This window comes from Vibrio aestuarianus, from assembly GCF_028858425.1.
GTDB classification, from domain to species: Bacteria; Pseudomonadota; Gammaproteobacteria; order Enterobacterales; family Vibrionaceae; genus Vibrio; species Vibrio aestuarianus.
This window is the reverse complement of sequence record NZ_JAKNYQ010000002.1, coordinates 637,840-661,801: the sequence shown is the minus strand read 5'-3', so window position 1 is coordinate 661,801 and position 23,962 is coordinate 637,840. Positions and strand designations below refer to the sequence as shown.

The 23,962-nt window shown below is 41.6% G+C and carries 21 protein-coding genes and 1 pseudogene; 14 read left to right on the top strand and 8 right to left on the bottom strand.

What is annotated here, in order from left to right; genetic code table 11:
- The first annotated feature begins 94 nt into the window (after window positions 1-94).
- On the top strand, window positions 95-634 hold the full coding sequence (locus MCT08_RS16530) for a histidine phosphatase family protein (RefSeq protein ID WP_261914786.1): 540 nt from the start codon (window positions 95-97) through the stop codon (window positions 632-634).
- 127 nt (window positions 635-761) lie between these two features.
- Here the strand turns inward: MCT08_RS16530 and MCT08_RS16525 are convergent, their stop codons facing one another.
- A complete protein-coding gene (locus MCT08_RS16525; protein ID WP_274678900.1) occupies window positions 762-1,181 on the bottom strand; it encodes a BLUF domain-containing protein in 420 nt (139 codons plus the stop codon).
- Window positions 1,182-1,431: 250 nt separating this feature from the next.
- Here MCT08_RS16525 and MCT08_RS16520 point away from each other — a divergent pair, with 250 nt between their 5' ends.
- A complete protein-coding gene (locus MCT08_RS16520; protein WP_053312122.1) occupies window positions 1,432-1,872 on the top strand; it encodes a hypothetical protein in 441 nt (146 codons plus the stop codon).
- An 84-nt stretch (window positions 1,873-1,956) separates the two neighbouring features.
- Window positions 1,957-2,046 (top strand): annotated as a pseudogene (locus MCT08_RS16515) (type II toxin-antitoxin system RelE/ParE family toxin); the annotation flags it as partial.
- 124 nt (window positions 2,047-2,170) lie between these two features.
- Here MCT08_RS16515 and MCT08_RS16510 read toward each other — a convergent pair.
- Complete coding sequence (locus MCT08_RS16510; RefSeq protein WP_053312121.1) at window positions 2,171-3,646, bottom strand: peptide MFS transporter; 1,476 nt, start codon at window positions 3,644-3,646, stop codon at window positions 2,171-2,173.
- Window positions 3,647-3,953: 307 nt separating this feature from the next.
- Between MCT08_RS16510 and MCT08_RS16505 the strand changes: the two genes are divergently transcribed.
- Window positions 3,954-4,865 carry a YdcF family protein gene (locus MCT08_RS16505; protein WP_053312120.1) on the top strand — a complete coding sequence of 304 codons (912 nt, stop codon included), beginning with the start codon at window positions 3,954-3,956 and terminating at the stop codon, window positions 4,863-4,865.
- A 107-nt stretch (window positions 4,866-4,972) separates the two neighbouring features.
- Here MCT08_RS16505 and focA read toward each other — a convergent pair whose 3' ends face one another.
- A complete protein-coding gene (gene focA, locus MCT08_RS16500) occupies window positions 4,973-6,424 on the bottom strand; it encodes a formate transporter FocA (RefSeq protein WP_053312119.1) in 1,452 nt (483 codons plus the stop codon).
- Window positions 6,425-6,674: 250 nt separating this feature from the next.
- On the opposite strand from focA, the gene MCT08_RS16495 reads away from it, so the two are divergent.
- Window positions 6,675-7,580: a LysR substrate-binding domain-containing protein gene (locus MCT08_RS16495; protein ID WP_053312118.1), complete on the top strand. Its 906-nt coding sequence runs from the start codon at window positions 6,675-6,677 to the stop codon at window positions 7,578-7,580.
- A 219-nt stretch (window positions 7,581-7,799) separates the two neighbouring features.
- Window positions 7,800-8,291 (top strand): DUF1097 domain-containing protein, encoded by a 492-nt coding sequence (locus MCT08_RS16490; protein WP_168524641.1) that lies wholly within the window; start codon window positions 7,800-7,802, stop codon window positions 8,289-8,291.
- A gap of 165 nt (window positions 8,292-8,456) precedes the next feature.
- On the opposite strand, the gene MCT08_RS16485 is transcribed toward MCT08_RS16490, so the two are convergent.
- Window positions 8,457-10,094 carry an ATP-dependent endonuclease gene (locus MCT08_RS16485; RefSeq protein ID WP_168524642.1) on the bottom strand — a complete coding sequence of 546 codons (1,638 nt, stop codon included), beginning with the start codon at window positions 10,092-10,094 and terminating at the stop codon, window positions 8,457-8,459.
- A gap of 257 nt (window positions 10,095-10,351) precedes the next feature.
- Between MCT08_RS16485 and MCT08_RS16480 the strand changes: the two genes are divergently transcribed.
- The 3 genes from MCT08_RS16480 (at window position 10,352) to MCT08_RS16470 (ending at window position 14,137) form a co-directional block, all read left to right on the top strand.
- The gene (locus MCT08_RS16480) at window positions 10,352-12,094 is read left to right on the top strand and encodes a bifunctional metallophosphatase/5'-nucleotidase (RefSeq protein ID WP_274678899.1); all 1,743 of its coding nucleotides are present in this window, start codon (window positions 10,352-10,354) and stop codon (window positions 12,092-12,094) included.
- Between the two features lie 522 nt (window positions 12,095-12,616).
- Window positions 12,617-13,564: a TerC/Alx family metal homeostasis membrane protein gene (locus tag MCT08_RS16475; protein WP_274678898.1), complete on the top strand. Its 948-nt coding sequence runs from the start codon at window positions 12,617-12,619 to the stop codon at window positions 13,562-13,564.
- Between the two features lie 381 nt (window positions 13,565-13,945).
- Window positions 13,946-14,137, top strand: coding sequence for a hypothetical protein (locus MCT08_RS16470; RefSeq protein ID WP_274678897.1), 192 nt, complete (start codon window positions 13,946-13,948; stop codon window positions 14,135-14,137).
- Between the two features lie 132 nt (window positions 14,138-14,269).
- On the opposite strand, the gene MCT08_RS16465 is transcribed toward MCT08_RS16470, so the two are convergent.
- Window positions 14,270-14,836 (bottom strand): PhnA domain-containing protein, encoded by a 567-nt coding sequence (locus MCT08_RS16465; protein WP_274678896.1) that lies wholly within the window; start codon window positions 14,834-14,836, stop codon window positions 14,270-14,272.
- 203 nt (window positions 14,837-15,039) lie between these two features.
- Between MCT08_RS16465 and MCT08_RS16460 the strand changes: the two genes are divergently transcribed.
- The gene (locus MCT08_RS16460) at window positions 15,040-16,122 is read left to right on the top strand and encodes a site-2 protease family protein (RefSeq protein WP_053312111.1); all 1,083 of its coding nucleotides are present in this window, start codon (window positions 15,040-15,042) and stop codon (window positions 16,120-16,122) included.
- A gap of 99 nt (window positions 16,123-16,221) precedes the next feature.
- Here MCT08_RS16460 and MCT08_RS16455 read toward each other — a convergent pair whose 3' ends face one another.
- Window positions 16,222-17,010 (bottom strand): M48 family metallopeptidase, encoded by a 789-nt coding sequence (locus MCT08_RS16455; RefSeq protein ID WP_274678895.1) that lies wholly within the window; start codon window positions 17,008-17,010, stop codon window positions 16,222-16,224.
- A gap of 205 nt (window positions 17,011-17,215) precedes the next feature.
- Here MCT08_RS16455 and MCT08_RS16450 point away from each other — a divergent pair, with 205 nt between their 5' ends.
- From MCT08_RS16450 to MCT08_RS16440, 3 genes are all read left to right on the top strand, one after another.
- Window positions 17,216-17,680 carry a hotdog fold thioesterase gene (locus MCT08_RS16450; protein ID WP_274678894.1) on the top strand — a complete coding sequence of 155 codons (465 nt, stop codon included), beginning with the start codon at window positions 17,216-17,218 and terminating at the stop codon, window positions 17,678-17,680.
- Window positions 17,670-17,903 (top strand): DUF3389 domain-containing protein, encoded by a 234-nt coding sequence (locus tag MCT08_RS16445; RefSeq protein ID WP_053312108.1) that lies wholly within the window; start codon window positions 17,670-17,672, stop codon window positions 17,901-17,903. The genes MCT08_RS16450 and MCT08_RS16445 overlap by 11 nt, the downstream gene beginning before the upstream one ends.
- 82 nt (window positions 17,904-17,985) lie before the next feature.
- Entirely contained in the window at window positions 17,986-19,674 is a 1,689-nt protein-coding gene (locus tag MCT08_RS16440; protein WP_274678893.1) for an SgrR family transcriptional regulator, read from the top strand.
- Between the two features lie 176 nt (window positions 19,675-19,850).
- Here the strand turns inward: MCT08_RS16440 and MCT08_RS16435 are convergent, their stop codons facing one another.
- Window positions 19,851-20,021 carry a hypothetical protein gene (locus MCT08_RS16435; RefSeq protein ID WP_171822952.1) on the bottom strand — a complete coding sequence of 57 codons (171 nt, stop codon included), beginning with the start codon at window positions 20,019-20,021 and terminating at the stop codon, window positions 19,851-19,853.
- Between the two features lie 160 nt (window positions 20,022-20,181).
- On the opposite strand from MCT08_RS16435, the gene MCT08_RS16430 reads away from it, so the two are divergent.
- The gene (locus tag MCT08_RS16430; RefSeq protein ID WP_261918707.1) at window positions 20,182-21,069 is read left to right on the top strand and encodes a LysR family transcriptional regulator; all 888 of its coding nucleotides are present in this window, start codon (window positions 20,182-20,184) and stop codon (window positions 21,067-21,069) included.
- A 78-nt stretch (window positions 21,070-21,147) separates the two neighbouring features.
- On the opposite strand, the gene MCT08_RS16425 is transcribed toward MCT08_RS16430, so the two are convergent.
- On the bottom strand, window positions 21,148-23,835 hold the full coding sequence (locus MCT08_RS16425; protein WP_274678892.1) for a bifunctional acetate--CoA ligase family protein/GNAT family N-acetyltransferase: 2,688 nt from the start codon (window positions 23,833-23,835) through the stop codon (window positions 21,148-21,150).
- Between the last annotated feature and the right edge of the window lie 127 nt (window positions 23,836-23,962).

Sequence of the window (23,962 nt, the reverse complement as noted above, 5' to 3'; positions counted from 1 at the left end):
GTTTTACGGTGCAATGCAGCGACTTGGCCTGTGCGTTGTTCACCACTTAATTGGGCGTTAGCCCAATGCAGTCAAAATGGAGATTTAGAGACGAATGGAAATTGTATTTGTAAGGCATGGGGTGCCTGACTACTCGTTATCTGACGAGCGAAAAATGACCCAACTAGAAAAAGATTATGCCCCTTTAAATAGGGACTACATACATGAATTGCACGCTGTTGCTCAAGAAATTCAACTCGAAAAAGCCGAAGTAATCATATCTTCACCGTATACAAGAGCGTTGCAAACAGCCGAAATTATTAACCGAGAACTAGGCTTAGAACTCTTTGTTGAACATGACCTACGAGAGTGGCGAGCAGACTTGGGTGGTGGTTATGTAGATCTTTCAGAAAGAGATCGCCGTTGGCATGAGTATCGCACCTCACTGAAACATAATGTGGAGGCTAACCATGTTCCGTATGAGTCTTGGGGTGAACTTAAAAACCGTGCAGAAAATGTTCTATCTAGATACACGCATTATTCTAAGGTAATAGTAGTATCTCATTTCAATGTCTTTGAAAGTCTGGCTGGTTATCAAGATAATGGCATTGGTTGTGGAAGTTATCGTTCGCTAACGTTGGAAAAATTGGGCTAACAAACAATTCAAATGGATTCTCAACGCGTGGCAGTTTTACTATGCGTTGAATAAAGTGTTTTATGGTGCAATGCGGCGACTTGGCCAGTGCGTTGCTCACCATTTAACGTTGCGTTAGCTTAACCTCTTACTCCGAGGGTAAGTGTTGCTTGAGTTCAAGTAGCATCAAATATGCACTTTGACCGGTTAGTCCATACGGTTTAAATTCATCCGAGCCCGAAAATTGAAGGTTAAGAAGAGAAGTAAGGTGAGACTGAGGCACGTCTCCCATAGACCAGTCCCCAAATTGTCGTGAGTGTATTTCTTCAAAGTACACAATCGTCACATTGCTATGCCGTTGGTCATTAATAATATAGTTATAAGTTTTATTGATCTCTTCACGGGAGCCTTCCAAGCATTGCATGAAGTATTTGTCGTTGTGGCTTAGAAGCCCTGTAATGTTACACATTGCGTTGTGTTCACGAGATTTGTTCAAAATGTCTTGTAACGCGATCGAATCGCAGTCCTTTGAAAGGGTACTTACGTAAATTAATCTAGCTAAAGGCATAATGCACACTCTGTGATTTTATGGTCGTTATGATCAAATATAATCTATATAACTGAAATTGCTAATTTGGTGCAGTGCTGAAAAATTAAACTAACAAACAATTTAAGTGGATTCTCAACGCGTGGCAGTTTTACTCTGCGTCAGGTAAAGTGTTTTACGGTGGAATGCAACGGCTTGGCCAGTGCGTTGTTCACCCTCTAATGCAGCGTCATGCTCTAGTCACAATCAAATTATTTTGGAATTTATCACAATGAAAAAATTAACAATTTTAGCTCTTTCATCACTGGTTTTCTTCTCATCAAACACTTTTGCTAGAGATGATGTGGGTAATTATTCGATTACAAAAGCAATGAGCTCTGAAGTAGCTAAATCTAAATTAGGCTCTGAAGTTTCATTTTACTTTGGCGAGCAGAGTTACGGCAAAGTTCTCAAAGAATTAGGTGAATTTAAAACCAACAAAAAAACGAACGCTTTCAATAAAACAGATGAAGAAGCGTGCAATTGGGTTTTTCTTTCTGCCATGATTGCTCTTAAAAACAGAGCGATAAAAGAGGGTGGAAATGCGGTGGTCAATATCAAATCAAATTACAAAAATAACCTCACTTCAAGCAACGATACTTTTCAATGTGGTGCTGGAGCCGTGATGGCTGGAGTTGCATTGAGTGGTGAAGTTGTGAAGCTCAAAAAATAAGGTTAACGAGGGATTCCCAACGCTCGGCGTTAGCCAACGAAGCTTTTGGTTCAGTCTGTTTTCGATAAAGTGGAACGTTTAGAAATGTTCCCAGAATCAAGGCGTGTCCCTCCTGAACTTGATTATTTAAGCTACCGTGAAGTCGTTGCTAGCCCTTGTCGCTCCCATATTAAGATAGCCCGTTTATGGGGCGTAAGTAATAGTCATATGCAAATGTCAGATCGCGATGCACCTACTAGGGCGCAGATGAAAAACCTCCGGCTATGCCGGAGGATATTTTTTAAACGTGTTAATGAATCTAGCTTTTCGCTTCAACAAGATCATTAGGCTGGTTTGACTGAGCCGCCTCGAGCATTTTTTTAATAATAAATGAAGCAATCAGCGCTACCACAACCATTACAACAGCAAGTATGGTCAGCAATTTAAAGTAATCGCCATAAACGGTTTGTACAATTTGTTGGGTAATGACTTGGCCTTTTTCTAATGCTATTGAGGTCGAGAAAACGGCCCCGACAATGCCACTTAAGGCAATCGCAACTGAAAATAAGCTAACAGAGAAGTTTTCGATATGTTTAGGCGCGACCGAAAGGATAAACGCAACCACTAGGCTACCGACAATCACTTCTGCAAACGCTTGGAAGAAGTGGATCACTAAGAACACTTCAGGACGGATAACGACATCTGCGCCGACACTCATGACTGCCATGGTTAGAATACCAAAGGCAATGGCAGTAAAAATAAATGCGAAGCCGATTTTCGTTGCGGTAGAAAAGTTAACGCCACGTTTTTCAAGTGATGAGAATGTCATCGCAATCACTGGGCCCGCCACGATACACCATAGTGGGTTCATCGCCATTGATGCTTCCGGCGCTATTGGGATTAAGCCAAACAAGTCACCACGCATTGTGTTGATTGTTACCATGGTCATGGAAGTCATCATTTGACCGTAGTAAACAAAGAAACAAGTAGTGAGCAGCGTCATGATAAGGATGGCTCCCATCTTCAGCGCGTCTGATTTTTGTGCTTTTAGCATTAATGTTATGAAATATAAAATAGCGGCTGCACCGATCGCATAGACGATGTTTTGGCCGATATCCATATTAGAGAACATGAAAAATACCAGTCCCACCATCGCGCAAGAAAGCACTAAGAAAGCCAACCAGTTCTTTTTGCTAACCTTATTTTGGTCAATTTCAGCGGCTACACCAACCAATGGTTTATTGAAAATAATTAGTGTTGCAAATGCGCACGCTGCCAAAATAGCAGAAAGCATAAAGCTACCGTTAAAACCGATAGCCAAAACAAACATTGGAAATAGGTATTGACCAAGTAGTGCCCCAACATTATTGACTGAGTAGTTGATTGGGTAGCAGTTTTCGAAGTCTTCTTGCGATTTAAAAGTGCGTTTATACAAACTGGGGTACGAAGGAGACATCAAACCACGAGCGTAACTCGCAAGTGCAATACCAGCTAAAGCCATTGGGACATTGGTCGCAGAAGCACCTAGAACCAATAGCACATAACCCGTTGCAAATGCACCATAGGCAATAGTTAATGAGCGATATGCACCAAGGAATTTATCTGCGATAAATCCACCAGCAATAGCAAACAAAGGGCCAATCGATGAAAACGCACCGACAACCATCATGGTATCCGCTTCGTTATAACCTAGATCTTCTAGGAAAAAACGCGTGAGGATTACCATCACACCGTAAAACGACAAGCCAAACATCATTTGGCAAAACATCATTGATTTATTGAGTTTATTCCACATAATTATCTCGATATATAGTGATATTAATAATTTATTCCTGATTATTTTATCACTGTCAGGCGTTTGTAATTTGGCGCGATTATCGCAGAAATGTCACTTTATGCACGAGTTTTTCTAATGTATAAATCATGTTTCGCTAATGTATAATCAAGGCAAACGTTTCCCTTGAGTGTTGTCACGCATGAGTAAAATTATTGATTAGCCTGTTTTCAATGTATCCCTGAGATGATTGGTAACTTTCAGCTTTGAATAAGAAGGGCATAAGATGGTTTTGGTCATTTTAGTTATTTAACTTTTTAGGTAGAAAATGAACCCAGAAGATACGAGTAGCAACAATACAAAGAAAATTTATGTGGTGTTGGGTAAGCGCCTTGCCGCGGACCAACTCACTTTAGAGGGGCAAAGTCGTATCGATAGATTGGTGATGGCGTTACGGTGTAATGAAATAGATAATAGCGTGCTTGCATTCTGTGGTGGAGTAACCAAAGGACAAACGGTGTCAGAAGCGTCGGCGATGTATCGCTATTTGGTAAGCCAAGTCGATGAATGTTCAAATCAACGTGGTGGTTTGTCGAATTTATTGAATCGCAACCATATTTTGTTAGAAGAGTCTTCAACCAATACAGTGGAAAATATTGAAAATTTAGCGATTGAATTGCTAAAAACTGGTCAACTGCAAGCCGGTAATCAATTACACGTTACCTTTATCTCTAGTGATTATCACCTCCAGCGTATTTTTGAAATACAACAGTTGATGGATGAACAAGGTCTTCTTGGAACTCTAAAAAAACGCTGTGAGCAGTCAGGCCTAACTGTATTGGTCGACTATGACATCAGCCGACACTTTGTTGCTCAATATCCCTATCAGCATTTAGAAGCTCAATTGTTTCTATTATGCGATGAACTGACAACGTATCGTGTTTATCTTGAAGGTGTTGTAAGGCATTCTTTTACGAGAGATTTAGAGTCGGTAAGGTCTCAACCTTACCGTATTGCGAATTCTGCGCTAAATCGTATGAATGCACTTATCCAACAAAGCGAGAAGTGGTCTTTTTTGGTATCGAGTATAGAGCTACTCAGAGAGTGTATTGAGGCCACGCATTGCGAGCAATCACCACAGATGATTGAGTCATATTTAATCATTTTTGACACTCACTTAGCGCTATTAAATCGTTGGTTTGATCCCGAGCAATCACATGCAGGGCGATGGTGGCGCTAGCTACTACAAACTACTATTCGTTACGACCTACTACCAATAGATAGACCCCGCAAGCGGGGTCTTTTTGCTTTTAGTCAAGCGACTTATTTCCTGACCAAAATTGAGGGCTAAGCGATTTCTAAAGAGCGTTCTTCCACAACCGTTAAGCGTTCACCATAAATAGGGCGTAATGCTTGAAGTACGTGATTACGAGTCAGCATTCCGACAAATTTACCATTGTCTAGAACGGGCAGGTTTTGCGGCTTGCTGACTTTCATGCTTTTTGCGCGCTCCTCTAGTGATAGTGAGCTAAAGCGAGTAGCAATACCCATGCTTGTCGTTGGGTATAGCTGCTCCTTATCAATACATAAGAATTCTGCAATATCGATTAGACGGTCAGAAGCATCGATAGCCACAACGTCACGACTCATCAAATCAACCACTTTTTGGTCTGCTGTTGGAATGTAATCTTGGCACCATAAGTCGACCATCACATCATGAGCGGAGAAAAATCCTACTAAGCGACCTTCCACATCGACAACTGGAGCACTATCAAGCTGGTTATCTAAAAGCATATCAACCGCAACAGCCGTTGGCATTTCAACGCCCAGAGTGATTGGTTGGGTATTCATGATGTCTTGGACCATTGTCGTTTTGTTCATTTTAGTTTCCTTAACTGACGTGATTGTTGCAGTTTTTGTAATAGATTGGATGTTGGCAGCTTTGAGTTGCGGACGTCGGAAAATACTCCAGTTGGCTAAACCAACCAGCACCGCTCCGCCAACGATATTGCCTAACGTTACAGGGATTAGATTTGCGGTAATAAAGTGATAGATGTTGAGATCGGCATAGTGACTTGCATTCACACCAATTTGTTGCCAGAAACTGTCTGGAGCAAAGTTTTGAATCACAATACCTAAAGGCACCATAAACATGTTAGCGACACAGTGTTCAAATCCACTGGATACGAACATCGCGACAGGCATGATGGTCATCGCTGCTTTTGTCATGGCATTGGCAGAGCTAAAAGTGAGCCAAATTGCAAGACAAACCAATAAGTTACAGAGAATCCCTAATGAAAATGCTTGAATTGTGGTGTGATGCAACTTGTGCTGTGCAATATTGAGCGCATTTAGTCCCCATTGCCCACCATCCATTTGATAAAGGCCAGCACCAGTAACTAAAACCAGTAATAGCATGGCACCAATGAAGTTGCCGACGTAAACTTTGCCCCAAATAGACAACATTTTGCCGAAGCTGATTTGCTTGTTTGCCCAAGAAATGCTCGATAACACGGAACTTGTGAATAGTTCACCACCGCAAATCACAATTAAGATAAGACCCATACTGAAGGCCAAACCACCAGCTAATCGACTTAATCCCCAACCAGCATTGGCACTACCCGTTGTGACCGTAATGTAAAACAAAAAGGCTAAGCCAATAAATGCGCCAGCCATAATAGCCAAGCTTAAAGTCATACCGCTGGATTTCTTAGCTTTACTTAAAGCGAATTTTTCCGCTTCAGCCATCATCTCAACAGGTGAGAACAGTTGTTTATTTTCAGAGTAGGCCGCTGACATAGTGTCTCCCAAAACTCATTTTCATATTTACCTCCTAGTTAATGTAAGAGTAAAAACAACGCATCATGCCTTGCTTCCTAAACAGACTAACCAGTTGAGTATGTAGTGGTAAAATTGATAATTTTTAAAATCATCATCAAATAATTTGATATGCATAAATGAAGGTGTAAAATGAAACCGCTTGCGCATATATCACCTTAAAAACTAAGGTTAAATACGCAGAAGAAAATGAAACTAAATAGGATTAGCAGTGCGGTATTCACTCAAACAATTAGCAGTATTTGACGCAGTTGCCGATAGTGGTAGCGTCAGCCAAGCTGCAGACAAACTAGCGCTAACACAATCAGCGACCAGTATGTCGCTTGCACAACTGGAAAAAATGTTAGGGCGACCTTTGTTTGAAAGGCAGGGAAAGCAAATGGCATTGACCCATTGGGGGATGTGGTTGAGACCCAAAGCAAAGCGTTTATTACAAGATGCTCAGCAAATAGAAATGGGGTTTTATGAGCAACATCTTCTTAGTGGTGAAATACGTTTAGGGGCCAGTCAGACGCCAGCCGAACACTTAGTCCCAGACCTCATCAGTATTCTTGATAACGACTTTCCAGAGATGCGAATTGACCTAGGAGTACAAAGTACGAAAGGGGTGATAGATGGCATACTTGATTACAAATATGACCTTGGTGTCATTGAAGGCCGTTGTGACGATAATCGAATTCACCAAGATGTATGGTGTCGAGATCACCTGACCGTAGTTGCATCAGCACATCACCCGTTTGCGAAGCGTGAAACTGTGAGTCTTGCGCAACTCGAACAAGCAAAGTGGGTACTTCGAGAACATGGATCCGGCACGAGAAAAGTATTTGATAGTACCATTCACAAACTCATTGCAGATTTAGACGTATGGCGGGAGTACGAACACGTTCCTGTATTACGTAGTATGGTTGCTAATGGTCCTTATTTGACATGCTTACCGTATCTAGATGTTGAACGCTTTATCAATGCTGGGAACTTAGTTGCTCTCAATGTGCCTGAATTGAATATGGAAAGAACGCTTTCTTTTATTTGGCGTGCCGATATGGCTGAAAACCCTTTGGTTGAATGTATTAAACGTGAAGGGTTAAGAATGATGAAAGGTAAACCAAGTGTCCTTTAAGTTCACTTCTTACAAAGAACATATTTCCTAAATCTGTTGATTTACCGTTTGCGTCTATTTTTTGATGAGAAATATAAATCTATTGCAATATTTATGTGATGAGAGTCACTAGATATTGATTGGTTATACTCTAGTATGCCCACTTGATTCACTGATGCCATCGCAATACTGCACTTTATTTTAATCTCGTGCGGTTTGTTCGGCTCAAATGAGGGTGCTATGAGTACATTATTTGCCATTTCATTGACCACTGGAATTCTTTCCGGTGTTTGGGGTTGGATTGCCGTTTCATTAGGGCTGCTTTCGTGGGCTGGTTTTCTTGGCTGCACTAGCTATTTCGCCTCTCCAACGGATGGGATAAAAGGGTTAGCAGTAAGTTTGATGACCAATATCAGTGGTGTATTTTGGGCAATGGTGATTATTCATACATCAAGTTCAGTTAGCCTAGATATTTTGGGTTATGTTATCACTGCTATAGTGGCATTTTTAATGTGCATTCAAGCTTCCAAAACATGGCTAAGTTACATCCCCGGTACATTTATTGGTTCTTGTGCAACATTTGCCGCAGGCGGTGACTGGCAAGTCGTGGTTCCTTCTCTTATTTTGGGCGGTGTATTCGGTTACGCAATGAAGGCAAGTGGAATGTGGTTACATCAGCGATCAAAACAGCCGGCTCTTAACGACAAAGCCGTTGCCGAAACACAGTCTTAATGGTTTTCCCTATAAGGTATTGTGTGGCGTTGGTTTAAGAAAAGGCTACCCCCGATTGATTTGTATCGATTCATCAAAATTGTTGATATTAGTCTTCGGTATTTATTGTCCCTATATAATGCCGAATGAATATGGTACAAGGCACACAGCAATGTGTGCCTTTTTTTAGAACTGAGTATTGCCGTTAGCCATCGTAATGACACGCTTTAATGTCCAACGTAAAAGTACGGGAATACATTCAATACCTTGTAGTTCACAGTGGGAAACAATAGCTAAAGCTAAGTCTGGCTTCGCGTGTTTCTTCAATACACGCGTGACCACTTTTTTCGCTGGAATAGGGTGGTCGTACGGAATTTTGATCATATCTTTGAAAAAGTTTTCAAACCCATGAGAATAGAGGAAATGCTCAATATCTCGGTCAGGTAATTCTGTCAGACGATGTCTTTCCTGATCACCAGATAGCATTCCACGAACAGTTGCCGAATATTTTTTGCCGGCAGGGTCTCCATCTGTGACCACATGCCAATCAATTCCAAAGGCTTTGGCCACTTTAATTAACGATTTCAAGCCTGACTGAGCAAATTCTATAATTTGTACACCCTCAGCGGCTAAGTTGTAGCCACATTGACGTGCTAGTTCACTGAATAGCCATACTTCCGTTTCGCCTTCAACTAATAACCAGCAACGAGCAAACAAGGCTCCAGAACGATGAAAACGTATATGAAATCCAATTCTACGTAGTTCATCTTGGTTTAAACCTCGTGAAGGCATTGATGTTACAGTGGTGCGATCAGAAGTTCTCACCAAACGGCGAATAGAGTGTAAAGGTACCGAACCCAGCAGCTCACCACTGTTGGTGGTGAGTATTTTTTGCATTGGAAGCAGTTCGAGTAAACTCCAAGCGCGTGCTAAATGAGTTGGATGCAAACGACCTTCGGGATCTTCCAAAATGAGCAAAGGTCGAGCACAGCGTCTTAAGTCTGTTGGCCCTTTGGCTTGAAGGTAGGCATTGAGCAGCCCCATCAATAAAAGACGAGTTTGTTTGTTTTTTGTTTCTTCAACAACCTGACTTATGTTCTTGTCTGTTTTAGGGCTTGAGTAAACTAAACTATCACGTTGTTGCCTCGGATTTTTGCGAGTTTGACTTTTGAATGAAAAATAATGATTGACCAAAATATTCATCGAATTAAGGCTGCTTTTCATCTCACCTTTATTGACATGCCCAGGAATCGCAAGTAAGCGACGACAGGTATTATCGATACGTTTTTCTACCCGTGCATTTTTTCCATTACCGTTAATGAATGGGCGTTCAAAACGTCTTGAATCTTTTAGGCGGATCACAGGATGAAGGCTCATCAACTCTTGGGCGAGTTTTTCTGAATGATGAAGAGGGAGCGGATTACCCTCAATATCTAAAAAAAGATATTGAGTAGTAACTTGGTGACGATCCAGTGTGCCACTTATCCGATAAAAAATACGCTTGTCACCGTTTTCATCATCGACCCAAAGTGGTCTTAATTTACGATAACGCCCTGATCGAGATTCATTTTTTTCGGTTGAAACAAAACTTAAAATAATTTGTAAATGTTGGGTTTGCTGGTGGGCAATAGAGTAGTCGACATGAAAGTCTTGCATTTCAAATTGATAAGGCATGCCATTGGCGGGTAAAACGACAGATAATGCGTCTAGTAATGAGGACTTACCCCACGTGTTTTCACCTATTAAGGTGGTGAGTTCATCAAAAGAGAGCGATAAACGTTTAATTCCTCTGAATCCAGAAATTTCAATTCGCTCTAAATGCATAGGCTGACTCCTTTTATAACTCAAAGACTTACTGTATGTTCAGCTTCTTTTTATCAAGCATAATTTAAATTTTTGAGATAAGTCGCTTGTTGGCTCACATATCAAGTGTTTATGTGAGCTCTACAGGCAGAAATAATGTTAGGGAAAGGTGATGCAACACGCTTTGCGTAAATTAGTTTTCAAAGCCGTTTCATAAAAGTCACGATTCTGTCATGATTTGTAGGCTAGGATGGAGTGGAAAAAGAAGAGATAGGTAAATGATGCATAAAAAGAACAGACCAGCATCAATTATGCTGGCACATATAAATGACACTCACTCATATTTTGAACCTACATCGTTACAGCTTTCATTGAATATAAAACAACAGACGTTGACTCCCTATGTCAGTGCAGGCGGCTTTGCTCGGATAGCGACTAGAGTGGCTCAATTGAAAGATGATGCCGCGCGCATGAAGCGCCAATTTCTGTTTTTGCATGCAGGAGATTGTTTTCAAGGTACTTTGTATTTTTCCTTATTCAAAGGAAAAGCCAACGCCGACATGCTTAATGCGCTTCATATTGATGCTATGGCTTTGGGTAATCATGAACTGGATATGGGCAACGAGCCGGTTGCGCATTTCGTTGAGCGAATTCAATTTCCATTACTTGCGGGTAACTGGGATTTATCTAATGAAAGAAAAGACAAACCTTACCCTATAGCATCAAGTCCACAAGTCATCAGCTACGATTCTCAAGGCCAGTATGCACAATGGATAGAAAAACAAGCAGGTGAGGAAACTATCGCTATCTTCGGTTTATCACTCGATAAAATGACCGATATTGCTAACCCTGATCCAGACACGCCTTTTGCGAATGCCATTGAAACAGCGAGAAATACAATTAAGCAACTGCACCGTAAAGGCATCAATAAAATCATTTTGCTCAGTCACTTGGGTTATGAAGCTGATATTGAACTGGCACAGCAAGTTGATGGCATTGGTATTATCGTTGGCGGGCATAGCCATCGCTTACAAGGTGATTTTAGTGCATTAGGCTTAAAGAAAGACGATGACTATGGCTTAAGAATTAATGATACCTATGTAGTACAAGCTGGATACTACGCATTAAGCTTGGGACATTGCCAAGTGGATTTCTCTACTGAAGGAAAAGTCGTTGGGTTTTGCGGAGGAAATGAGCTATTACTTGGCCGCCGTTTATTTTTAGATGCGAGCATGAATGAAGCCGGAACGGATGAAAGTCATCTAAGCGCCTGCGAGTTTCTCAACAATCATCCTAATGTTGTGGTGTGTAAGAAAGACCCTCTGGCCCAAGGTATCTTGATCGATAAATACATGCCAAGAGTGCGCCAATTACAACAGAATATCATTGCTCATGCTGATTGCTCGCTAAGGCATGTTCGTATCCCTGATGAAATGGGAGCAAGTGAACTGGCCCCACTGGTAGCAAAATCCTTTGTGTATGCGATGAAAGAGCGTGGACATCCAGTGCAGTTTGCAATCCATAATGCTGGTGGAGTACGCAATTCACTCAATGCAGGCAAGGTCTCTATTGCCGATATTGCCGGAAACTTGCTGCCATTTGCCGTTCCTATCGGTGTGTATCACATTCAAGGAAAAGTGATTGCGCAAGCTGTCGAAGGTGCAATAAATAACGCATTAGGCAATGGCGTTAACGGCACTGGGTCAGGCAGTTATCCATACACGCATAATTTATCATTTGTCTATCACCACGACTGGCCAATTGGAAACCGAGTGACTGATGTAAAACTGTTTGATGAGAAATTAGGTTGGCAACTAATTGATTCTGAAAAATATTATTGTGGTTCTTCTTCTGCCTATACGATGAAAGGTAAAGAAGGTTACGATGCATTACTGCAAATGCAAGGTGAAGGCATTGTTTCGAATGTTTCAATGGCCGATGCATTTATTGAACTGCTTACCGCCCACCCAGAGACGTTAAATACTCTTGAATCGTCGAGAAGACATAACAGTACTGTGTAGCATTACTGTTATGGCATAGAGTTTGCTCAGTAGTTATTAGTCTTAGAGCATCTTCAACCTTTGAAGGTGCGTGAAGATGCTAAGGGGAGAACTATGTGGAGTAGAGATTGGGCTGACACCGTCATCGTTGTTGCTTGGGTTGGCATTTGGTCAGCATTAGTTTACTTACTGCCATTTGCAGGTGTTTAGACGTGAGTTCCGTTGAAGATCTTTGAAATTATTAAGGAGCAATATATTGCTCCTTTTTTTGATCTAATCTATGGACGTTGTACGATGACAAGCCTAAAATCCATGCCGATTGGGGAGTAGTCGCCTTATGTTTACTTATCGTCATCTCGTTAAGCATTCGCTTATCCGGTAAGTATAAGTTAGTGGTTTTTTTGTAAAGCAGAAAAACGGCAACTTCGACGAGACCAACGCATACAACACTGTTCACTATGACCAGTGGTTACTTGTCTGCGGAAGGTTTCGAACAGCGCGATTGCCTTGTGAACCTTCCGTACTTTGGAGGATGCACATACCATGACCCCAGTAATCTACGTTTGTTTCGGTTTACTCACTATACTACTTATCTCCGTTGATATTTGGCAAACCCGTAGTGGTCGAGTATCAATCACTAAAGCGGCTATCTGGAGTGCTGTGTGGTTTATATTAGCCTTTGTGTTTGCAGCAACTATCTATTTTTATTGGGATCTTTACGCTCCAACCAGTACCTATTCTGCTAATAAGGCAATGATTTCATTCATCACAGGTTATTTGCTAGAGAAATCACTCAGTGTTGATAACTTGTTTGTTTTTGCGATTGTTTTTCACCAATACGCCGTACCAGAACATCTTCGTCCTCGCGCATTACTATGGGGAGTGATTGGGGCGCTTATTCTAAGAGCAGTAATGATCATTGTCGGTGCTCAGTTACTAGAGCAATATCACTGGTTGCTATATGTGTTCGCATTATTTCTTATGTGGACCGGGATACAACTTGCGCGTGAAAAAGGCGATGAGCAGCTAAACCCAATGCCGGAGAAATTCATTCGACGCTGGTTTAAAGTCACCGACAGTTATGAAGGTAACACGTTGATTGTTAAACGCGATACACAGTGGCTTGTGACTCCGATGCTGATTGTTATTGGGGTGCTTGCATTTATGGATGTGATGTTTGCTTTGGACTCAATACCTGCTATTTTTGCCGTGACACGAGAACCTTTTTTGGTGCTAGCCGCGAATGTCTTTGCACTACTCGGCCTGCGTTCATTGTATTTTGTTCTCCAAGGAATGATGGACAAGTTTACTTATCTCAAACCTGCGCTGTCATTCATCATGGTGTTTATTGGTATTAAGATGACATTGGTTGGCTCAGAGTGGGAAATACCGACACAAGTTTCTCTGAGTGTTTTGCTTATCACTATGTCGGTTGCCATTATTGCTTCAATTTATAAGCAGAAGCATTCACCGTTGTTAATACAAAAATAGATGTCAGGCGTGAGAGAGTAATTACCATTACTTGCAATATACAGTTGCTTGGATATGTCATGCTCTCTGTACACACTTCACACACCGTGAAGGCCTGCCGTTATTTTAGTTTAACTACGACAAAAAGAGATAAAAAGATAAGTGTAAACGACTTGTGAATAGCGATGGGTGGCGTCAGGATTTGAGATTAAAATTCACAAAAATGACGCCATTTCGCATATAAAACCAAAAATAATGAATATAAAAAACAGCCACTGTTAATGTGTTGTTTCATTAGAATAACTAATCTGAATTTCGAAATTTTGTCATTTTTTAACCAGAAAAATATCACCTAGAATTCATTTCAACAAAGTAAGTTACCGAATATAAAGAGAGGCTATCATGGCACAAGCAATGAATCTGGGTACTATCACTGCACCTACCTCTATGGACAAAAAAACCTACACGGTTAACTTCAAAGGATTGATCAAACATTTAGTTGATATACTTTTTGTAGACAGCAGCGCCCCTCGTAGTTACTACCAGAATGACTTGTCTGGTCACATGCAAAAAGATATCGGTTTGTACCGTTAATTAGCTATTTATTAGAATTAAAAAAGCCGTCCCTGAAAGAGACGGCTTTTTCGTATATAGCGATAGCTAATTGGCAGAAAAAAGAAAAGCGTAAGCGCTAAAGTTGTCGTTACGCTTTGTTGTTATCTGCAATTATTTCTTACGGCAATATTCTGCAATGATGTACATCGATTGACCGTTAGCTTTACCTGAAATCAGTTTCGGGTCATCACCTAAGCTAATACCACGAACCACGGTACCTTGCTTGATCACCTGACTAGAACCTTTGATTGGTAAGTCTTTAATGATCGTTACGTCGTCACCTTTTTGTAGTTCAACACCGTTTACATCACGCGGTTTTTCGGCATCATCATCCATGCCAATTTCAGCCCATTTTGTTGTTTCTTCTTCAAGATACATCATGTCAAGTAGGTCTTGAGCCCAACCTTCAGTGACGGCAAGTTGCTTGAGTTGACGCCAAGCCATCACTTGAACCGGCTGCTCTTGGCTCCACATGCTGTCATTAAGACAACGCCAGTGGTTCACATCTACTGTTTCTGGGTTCTCAATCTGACCTTTACAGGTATCACACAGCATAACAGCATGGTCAACAGTAACCATAGTATGTGGCGCTACCACAAATGGTGATAATGGAGATTCTGATGAACAAAGCTCACATTTTGATTGGCAGCGTTCAAGTAAAGTTGCTTCAGTAGACATAGTACCCACCTTGTAAAAATATGTAGGCACGTATTATCCACTTTGCGCCTAGAAATAAAAGGGGTATCACTGAAAAGCGCTCTTTTTGAAGGGAATAGCACTGAATATGTCATCAATAGTCAGTAGTTTTGTTTCGTGCTTTACGCTGTTATTGCTCAAAGGCATAATGCGCGTAGTTTTTATATTCATAGTTAGGTATCGGTTTGGAACTGCTAGCAACGCCATTTTTAGGAAAATCTCTGCGCCTTGAGGGATCATTGTCAGGTTGGCAACAACTGTTTTGGGATAATCATTTGGTCGCTCAATGTGATGCTTCAAGTGAAGCTGGCCCGACAACTATCCATCAATTTCAGTTGCTCAATGGCGAAACACTAAACCATTGTGAATTAAAGGTGGAACTGACTTGGCAGCCATTTTCTTTACACTACCAAGCCTCCGTTAATGGTGACATTGTCACGCAGGGTGAGCGTGTTGAGAAAGATATAGAGACTCAAACTCCTTATAGTGCACCGAAAGTAGAAAAACGATTTAGCTTGATTGGGCTAGTTTCGTTAGGGATGAAAGCTTTAAAAAGTGCCAAGTTAATTAAAGTAGTCTTTGCATCAGCCAGTTTAGCTGCTTACTCGTGGCTCTTTTCGTTTCAATTTGCGCTTGCGCTGATCGCCTGCTTGATGTTTCACGAATACGGACATATTCGCGCCATGAAGTATTTTGGCATGAAAACCAAAGGTATTTATCTAATCCCATTTTTAGGTGGTCTTGCACTGAGTGATGATAAGATCAACACTCGCTGGCAAGATGTCGTTATATCAATCATGGGGCCATTTTTTGGCTTAATTCTCTCACTCATTTTAGTTGCATGTTATTGGGTGACTGGCGAGATGTTTTTTGCTGGATTGGCGGTTTTTAATGCGTTTCTGAATTTGTTCAACCTGTTACCAATTCTTCCTCTGGATGGTGGACACATTTTAAAAAGCGTTAGCTTTTCAATGAACAGCAAACTCGGTATCGCCTTATGTGCCTTAGCTGCTGTGGGCGGTGTTGTGTTAAGTTATTCACTTGGATTGACTTTATTTGGTTTTTTGCTGGCAATGGGAACGCTAGAAATTGTCATGGAATGGCGACAACGGCATCAGAGCCATTTGCTACCATTGAATCGTTATGGGCAGATATTTTCTGCGCTGTGGTATATCGGACTAGTGGTTTCGCTAACGACCATTATTTGGAGTTTTGCCAACACGGGCGATGCAATGCTGCAACTCCCTCTGCTCATTCTTGGTACTTAAGCTGTTATAAAAAATAAACACCTTCAGAAGCAAAGAAAGGAGCATGCAGTGCTCCTTTTTTACATCAATAATTTCGAACATTTATTGTGATTAATAGCATTACCTACATTTAGGACGCGTAGCTGACGAAGCTGGTAAGGTTTTAATCTTCTCTTCTAAATCATGGATTCGCGTACTATGCGAAGGGTGGGTTGATAGCAATTCAGGAGGTTGGCTTCCACCTGATGCTTTTGCCATATTTTGCCATAAAGAAACACTCTCTTTAGGGTTAAAACCAGCTTTTGCCATCAGTTCAAGTCCTACAATATCGGCTTCTGATTCTTGTGTACGCCCATAAGGCAAAATGACGCCATATTGCACGCCAACGCCCAGCGCAGCCATTGTTGCTTCCTTATACTGGGCATACTCCGAAGCACCAATCGCTACCTGTGTAATTTGTAACCCTGCATTTGCAATTTGAGACTGAGACAAACGCTCGTTACTGTGGTTGGCTAAAACGTGCGCGACTTCGTGGCCAATCACCGTAGCCAACTGATCTTGATTAGTTGCTACTTTGAGTAAACCTGTATAGACACCAATTTTCCCACCAGGCAGTGCAAATGCATTGACCTGATCACTTTCAAATACCACGACTTCCCAGTTGTCAAAACTTGGTTGCTTAGGGACATAGTCTGTCACCGTTTTCGCGACACACTGAACATAAGCATTGGTTTTAGTATCATTATTGATCGGGATCTCTTTCTTCATTTGTTCAAAAGATTGATCACCTAAGCTGCTCATATCTTGATCAGAAAATAGGATTAACTGGTTTCGACCAGTGGGCGAAGAACTACAAGCAGCAAGTGCCATGCAGCTTAATAGCACTGAAATTTTGAGGCTGTTTCCCATAAAATAGTTTCCTTTTAGATGAACGATTACTCATCTCACAACTCATCACATTTTAAAAGAATCATATCATCGAGAAACTAGTTTGTAAGTCGGCAGTTTTTATATTGTGCAAATTTATTTAACGCTCTTCATCTAAGTGTCGAATGCTTTTTTCTTGGTTTTAGGTATAAAATGAACGTCTTTAAAAAATAGATGAGATAGACACATGGCCATTTGGAAGAAGCCGATCGATCTAGAAACCTTGAACGCGACCTCTAAAAACACATTGATAGAGCATCTCAATATTATTTATAGCGATTACACCGACAATTCTTTATCTGCGACGATGCCCGTTTGTCATTTTACTCATCAGCCACTTGGTATGTTGCACGGTGGAGCTTCGGTTGTGCTCGCGGAAACATTAGGTTCATTGGCGGCAAATTTTTGTGTCGATCAAGACCACTACTGTGTCGGATTGGATATCAATGCCAATCATATTAGAGCGATGAGAGAAGGCCATGTTATCGGTACGGCAACGCCAATTCATTTAGGTGTTTCCACACAAGTGTGGCAAATCAATATTACTGATGAACGTGAACGCTTGGTTTGTAGTAGCCGTTTAACTATAGCCGTAAAGAAAGTGCGTCATGCGACTAAAACAGAAAAAGGTAGACCGTTAAATGGTGATTGATTTTTCAGGTGGAAAACTTATTGCCACGGCGCATGAGCTGGTGGTTCGTTTGAACGGTGATCACAAAGTGATACTGCAAGCACAAACGGACGCCATTCAACTTATTGGCCAAGGAGCCAATGTGGTTTCAGTCAATTGTTCAGAGGCTAAGTGGTCCATTAAATTAGATAATGAGCAGCAAATTAAGCAACTGTCTCAACAGCTAGGATGTGATATCGCTTAAAGAATGCTTTGAGCCCCTTGCATCGTAAACACAAAATGAGGAAACTATCTCAGTTTTATAAAAACTGAGATTTCCTCTTTATATGAGTAGCCCGCGACTTCGAGTTCAATTCGAATCATTATTTGAACACTTTAATGGCCAAGATGTTGGTGTTCAATTAGAAGACATTACCGATATTCTATTCTGCACACGTCGTAACGCCCGTATTGTTCTGAACAAAATGGAAGAGCAGGGTTGGATCGAATGGCACCCCGCGGCTGGTCGCGGAAAATTGTCTGACCTGAAATTCAAACGTAGCCGCAGCGATGTTAGTGAGAACCTTGCTCGCCGGTATCTGGATGAAGGTAAAATAGGTCAAGCCTTCTCTGTTTTGGATCAAGATGCAGCAAAACTGACCCAAGTTATTCAAAGTTACTTGGGGGTTCAGCATCAAGAAGGGCTGCAAGTGGTACGTCTACCGTACTATCGACCACTTTCGATGCTCAATCCTTTAAAGCCGATGCGTCGTTCAGAGCAGCACATCGCGATGCAAATCTTCAGCGGCTTAACCCAGCTTGATGAAAATGAGCAATTACAACCCGACCTTGCGCATACGTGGGAAGCCATTTCTGCAACGCATTGGCGTTTTTATCTACGCCCAGGGGTTAGGTTCCATAATGGCGATTTACTGACCACAGAATGCGTTGTAAAAAGTCTTTGGGAATTAAGATTTCTGAACCTGTTTTCTCATTTAGAACGTATTGATTCGCCTTCAAATTGGGTGATAGACATCTTTTTACAGAAACCGGATAGCCGTCTCCCTCTGCTGCTTGCGGAGTCTTGCGCCAAAGTTTTACTGGCTGAATCAAATCGTAGTGAAAATTTTGACTTAATGCCTGTTGGAACTGGACCGTATAAAGTGGTGCTTAATGACGAAAAGCGCCTAGTATTACAAGCCTTCGACGGTTACTTTGGTTTTCGTCCATTGTTAGATAGAGTCGAAGTGTGGGTCATTGATGAAGCGTATTCATCGATGGTCTTTCCAAGTCTATCGCACCCAATTAAAACTAAGCGTGGTTCCTTTACGGAAGACGTCGACCTAGACCCCGGCTGTACTTATTTACTGTTAAATAGGAAAAATGGGGTCGCTGCGGATGATGTATGGGCAAACTACTTAACCAATAAGCTCAGTACATTAAACTTATTTCGGCAATTACCAGAAGAGAAGGTTGTCGAGCTGGGTGTGCTGCCAGCGTACGGATTGAAACCGGGTTGGTATCACCAAACCTCAAGTGATACTTCCGTAAAACCACCCTATGAACGTTCAATTACCGTCGCGTACCATGCCCATCACCCTATGTTTCCTAGCTTGGTTAAAACCATACAGCAACTACTCAAAGATGATGGGATTAACGTAGAGTTGATAAAATATGACTTAACTGTTGAAGACACACGTTTGGTTGATATCTGGGTAAAGCCGATGGGCATTGCCAATCATCGAGAAGATGCACTTGCAGGATGGTTGTTGGATTATAGTGATATAGAACATTTAAGCCGTGCTGAGGATTTTTCTTACTGGACGGGGTTGGTTGATTTATGGCGCGCAGATAAACACGCCGCTTTCCCTGCGAAAGAGATTGGTAAGTCATTAGTTGAGAAATATCAAGTGATCCCAATGTTCCACTGTTGGTTAGGTATCAGCAAAGATCAGTGTGGTTCTCTACAAAACGCAAAATGTAACGCATTAGGTTGGTTTGATTTTAGTAATGTTTGGGTGAAACCTGAGTGGTAATTTAAGACGATGAAAGTGATGATTTTGCGATGTCCATCTGTTTTTTGATCTGAGTCGATAAAAAGGTAATAAATTGGTTAAATACTATCTTAATCTTGTAAAGATGCTAGACTTTGTTTGTCCTTATTTTATTCCGTAAATTTACATTTTTATTGAGGTTATGTATGGAACTTGGGTTAATCATCGCTTTTATCGTTGCAGCTGCTGTAATGGTTAAAAAAGAGATGGCCGACAATAAATAAACAATTCATTTTTACTTTTAATCCCATTTTTTGAATGAATTTGTCTAAGGCCAGTGTAAAGCTGGCTTTTTTATATCTTTTCTCTGAAGTATCATTTTCGCTCATCCCTTACCTATATAATTTTTCACTTTTATTCAACGCAGTGAATACCACTACATAAGCAAATAGGGCATACTTCTTAGCAGCTATAGCCAAACAACTTGAAGTTGCGATTCAAGTTGCAAAGGTACAACTAATTGCTGATTTCATGGAAGGGTGACTTATTTTGCAAAGTCCAATTACTTTAGAAGCACTTCATATTCTAGATGCTATCGATAGGCGTGGCAGCTTTGCGGCTGCGGCAAATGAACTCAACCGAGCACCTTCATCGCTCAGTTATCAAATACAAAAACTTGAGCAAGATTTAGATATCATGATCTTTGATCGCTCAGGACATAAAGCCGCATTTACCGAGTCTGGATTGCTTATTTTAGAACGAGGGCGTGCCATTCTTACTGCTACAGAAAAATTGGTTAATGACGCGACATTACTTGCCAATGGTTGGGAGTTAGATCTGACGGTTGCCTTTGATGGGATCATACCGATCAATAATTTCTTTCCTATGGTGGAAGCCTTAGGTAACGTAAGTAAAACTAGGGTACGGCTTCAAGAAGAAATTTTAGCAGGTTGCTGGGAATCTTTGTCAGCAGGTCGCTCTGATCTACTGATTTGCCCAAGAATAGAAACTTTGCCACAAGACGTTAAAGCCGAAACGATTGGTTCTATGTCGATGATATGGGTAGCTGCAAGTTCGCACTATGTCCATAAACGAAACGGGGCATTTGATGAAGTAGCACGCGAAAAATATCGAGTTATAGCGATTGCTGATACCGCTCGTGAGCAACCAGCGATGAGCGTTAATATTTTGCAGAAACAACCAAGACTAACGGTGACAAATTTTAGTGCCAAATGTGAAGCACTGATCAACGGGTTAGGAATAGGAACACTACCGAAGCAAATAGCTTTACCTCTAATAGCGGAAGGCAAACTAAAAGTCATAGATGGTTCTCCAGAATCTCCGGTTGAAATTATTATGGCGTGGCGTCGAAATAAAATGGGTGAGGCCAAATCGTGGTGCGTACAGTACCTAAAGAAAAACTGGTCGTTAGGCTAAGCGGAGCGCTTATTTCTCAGCTTGTGAGTAAATGATCAAATGAAAGCGGGAAGATCAAGGTCGATCTTCCCTTGTGACTCAGACCTTATTTAATACTAACACCATGTCAGCTGTGCCATCTTCAAAATGAATGTCGACTTCAAAGCCCAATTTTTGAGCAAGCGTCAGCATTCCTCGGTTTGTCGGCATGGTCATCCCTGATATTTGTACAGTACCTTTTAAACGACAGTAATCGATGACTTTTTGCAGCAAAATTTTTCCTAAGCCGTTTCCTTTAAGATCGGAGCGGATCAAAATAGCAAATTCAGCATCGGTATTTTCTGGGTTAATTAGTGCTCGAGAAACCCCGATAATCTTGCCTTCACCATCATTACTATCAACGGCAACAAAAGCCATCTCTCTGTCGTAATCAATTTGGGTAAAGTTGGCTAATGCCTCGTGGTTGAACTCACCAACATCAGAGAAAAAGCGCTTGTATAAATCTTCTTTCGAGACGTTATGAATAAATTCTGCGTGCTGTGGTTCATCTTCCGGCAAGATAGGCCGTAACATCACAACAGAATTGTCTCGTAGCGTCACCCGTTCCTCTAGTTCACTTGGATAAGGACGAATCGCCAGCCTACTGTGTCCATCACCTTGAAATGGTTTTAATATTAAATCAGCATCAAGGATCGTAAATTGGCTTCCATTAGCAAGTACTGGATGTATATCCAGCTCGTGAATTTGTGGACAATCTATTATCATTTGCGAAATTCGCACCAGAAATTCAGACAAGCCATTAACATTCATCGGTTCTGGTAATTTTTGTAGCCTAATTTTGCCTCCACGAATTGCCCTTACAATCAAATAACGGGCTAATGTCATATTGAGTGGCGGCAAAGCGGCTGCAGCGTCAATGGCTTCATCCCATTCTGATCCGCCTTGTCCTAACAAGATCACTGGGCCAAAGGTCGCATCAGTTTTAACCTTAATACGTAACTCTTCTCCGCCAGCGAGTTTAGCCATTCCTTGAACCAATAAGCCATGAATATTAGCTGATGGATAGGAGAGCTGCGTTCGGTCTAAGATTGCTTGAGCGGCGTTTGCCACTTCATGGCTATTGCGTAAGTTAAGCATCACGCCCTGAACATCGGACTTATGGGCAATATCTGGTGATCTCAATTTCACTGCGACAGGGTAACCAATTTGTTCCGCAATATGGACTGCTTCACTCGCATCAGAAGCTATCCATGTCGGCAACACATCAAAATTAAAGCACTTAAACAGTGTGCCTATTTGATGAGTATCTAAATGCAAAGTGGATTGCTCGCCAAGCTGCTTATTAATCCACTGTTGTGCGGTGTGGATTTCTGAAACATGAACGGGCTCTGCAGTAGTTGGGGTTTCCATCAACTGTTTTTGATTGCGCCTATATTCGACCAGATGCATGAATGCGACCACAGCACTTTCTGGAGTACGATAAGTTGGAATACCTGCCTGAGTGAATATTTGTCTAGCAGGACGAGCTGTTAATTCTCCAGACCAATTGGTTAAGATATTGAAATGTTTATGCCTTGGATGCGCTCTAATCGCATCAACAACGGCTTGTGCCGTCTGCTCTGATTGCGCAATAGCTGAAGGACTATGCATGATAAGAATTGCATCGGCTTCATCACTATCTAGCAGTGCATTAAGCGTATTGACGTACCTTGTGTGATCCGCATCGCCAACCATATCGATAGGATTACTATGTGACCAACTATCAGGTAAACATTGATTCAATTTCTCAAAAATATGTTCTTCAAGCTCCGCCAGCTTTCCACCGCGCTCGAGCAAAGTATCCACCGCCATAATCGCAGGGCCGCCACCATTTGTAATGATGGCCAATCGTTCACCTCTAAGTGGTACAGAGTGGGTAAGAGTCTCTACCGCGGCAAATAATTCATGGGTATTATTGACTCGTAGCATACCAGTTCGCTTAATCGCGGAGTCATAAATAATGTCTAGAGTATCATCACCCCCTGTATGAGCTTGTGCTGCTTTACGACCCGCCAGAGTTCGGCCGCCTTTGAGCACCAGTATTCTTCGATTGCGTGAAGCCGCTCGTGCAGCGGACATAAAACGCCTTGCGTCTTTTATTGTGTCAACATACAAAAGGATCGCGTCGGTATGCCTATCTGTACTAAGGCAATCAAGTAGATCGGCAAAGTCAATGTCACTGGCGTTGCCTAATGAAATAAATGCGGAAAATCCAATTTGTTTATCGTTAGCCCAATCCAAAATGGTGGTACAAACGGCAGCGGATTGAGAAATAAACGCGATATTGCCTTTCAATGCCGTTACTGGAGAAAACGAGGCGTTGAAATTAAGCCAAGGCAAAATTAAACCTAAACTGTTGGGGCCGAGCACACGAATTGCTGCTGATTTAGCGATTTCTGAGCACTGTTTTTGGATCTCAATACCCTGGTCGTCAAGTTTGTACATATCAGACGAAAGTATAATGACAGATGAAATTCCTTTTGCCGCTAACTGTTTAAAAATGGCTACGTTTCTTGTCGCATGGGTACAGAGGATTGCGATGTCAGGAACGATAGGTAATGCATCGATGGTTTTGTAAGCTAAAACACCACAAACGGACGGGTAATAAGGGGTAACAGGCATTATTGCGCCATCGAATCCACCTTGCAGTAAATTCTTCATAACAATGTTGCCCGCACGAAAAGGCCTAACGGACGCACCAATGACTGCGATTGATTTCGGTTTTAAAAATGGGCTTAAATTATTCATGTAGCTACACCATTCATTAGTGAACTGCTGCTAGCTTAACCAACAAATGGTGAACTTGTTGGCGATATTCGTTTGAATGTGATCGTTTTGGCAGCGGACATATGCGACTTTGTGCCACAAATCACAG

Bases quoted from the DNA above. Each gene is read 5' to 3' on its own strand.
- MCT08_RS16435 (WP_171822952.1), bottom strand. From the start codon at position 20,021: ATGAGCGAAAATGATACTTCAGAGAAAAGATATAAAAAAGCCAGCTTT.
- MCT08_RS16450 (WP_274678894.1), top strand. From the start codon at position 17,216: ATGGCCATTTGGAAGAAGCCGATCGATCTAGAAACCTTGAACGCGACC.
- MCT08_RS16440 (WP_274678893.1), top strand. From the start codon at position 17,986: ATGAGTAGCCCGCGACTTCGAGTTCAATTCGAATCATTATTTGAACAC.
- MCT08_RS16530 (WP_261914786.1), top strand. From the start codon at position 95: ATGGAAATTGTATTTGTAAGGCATGGGGTGCCTGACTACTCGTTATCT.
- MCT08_RS16425 (WP_274678892.1), bottom strand. From the start codon at position 23,835: ATGAATAATTTAAGCCCATTTTTAAAACCGAAATCAATCGCAGTCATT.
- MCT08_RS16475 (WP_274678898.1), top strand. From the start codon at position 12,617: ATGACCCCAGTAATCTACGTTTGTTTCGGTTTACTCACTATACTACTT.
- MCT08_RS16465 (WP_274678896.1), bottom strand. From the start codon at position 14,836: ATGTCTACTGAAGCAACTTTACTTGAACGCTGCCAATCAAAATGTGAG.
- MCT08_RS16520 (WP_053312122.1), top strand. From the start codon at position 1,432: ATGAAAAAATTAACAATTTTAGCTCTTTCATCACTGGTTTTCTTCTCA.
- MCT08_RS16510 (WP_053312121.1), bottom strand. From the start codon at position 3,646: ATGTGGAATAAACTCAATAAATCAATGATGTTTTGCCAAATGATGTTT.
- MCT08_RS16505 (WP_053312120.1), top strand. From the start codon at position 3,954: ATGAACCCAGAAGATACGAGTAGCAACAATACAAAGAAAATTTATGTG.
- MCT08_RS16470 (WP_274678897.1), top strand. From the start codon at position 13,946: ATGGCACAAGCAATGAATCTGGGTACTATCACTGCACCTACCTCTATG.
- MCT08_RS16445 (WP_053312108.1), top strand. From the start codon at position 17,670: ATGGTGATTGATTTTTCAGGTGGAAAACTTATTGCCACGGCGCATGAG.
- MCT08_RS16490 (WP_168524641.1), top strand. From the start codon at position 7,800: ATGAGTACATTATTTGCCATTTCATTGACCACTGGAATTCTTTCCGGT.
- MCT08_RS16480 (WP_274678899.1), top strand. From the start codon at position 10,352: ATGATGCATAAAAAGAACAGACCAGCATCAATTATGCTGGCACATATA.
- MCT08_RS16455 (WP_274678895.1), bottom strand. From the start codon at position 17,010: ATGGGAAACAGCCTCAAAATTTCAGTGCTATTAAGCTGCATGGCACTT.
- MCT08_RS16485 (WP_168524642.1), bottom strand. From the start codon at position 10,094: ATGCATTTAGAGCGAATTGAAATTTCTGGATTCAGAGGAATTAAACGT.
- MCT08_RS16525 (WP_274678900.1), bottom strand. From the start codon at position 1,181: ATGCCTTTAGCTAGATTAATTTACGTAAGTACCCTTTCAAAGGACTGC.
- focA (WP_053312119.1), bottom strand. From the start codon at position 6,424: ATGTCAGCGGCCTACTCTGAAAATAAACAACTGTTCTCACCTGTTGAG.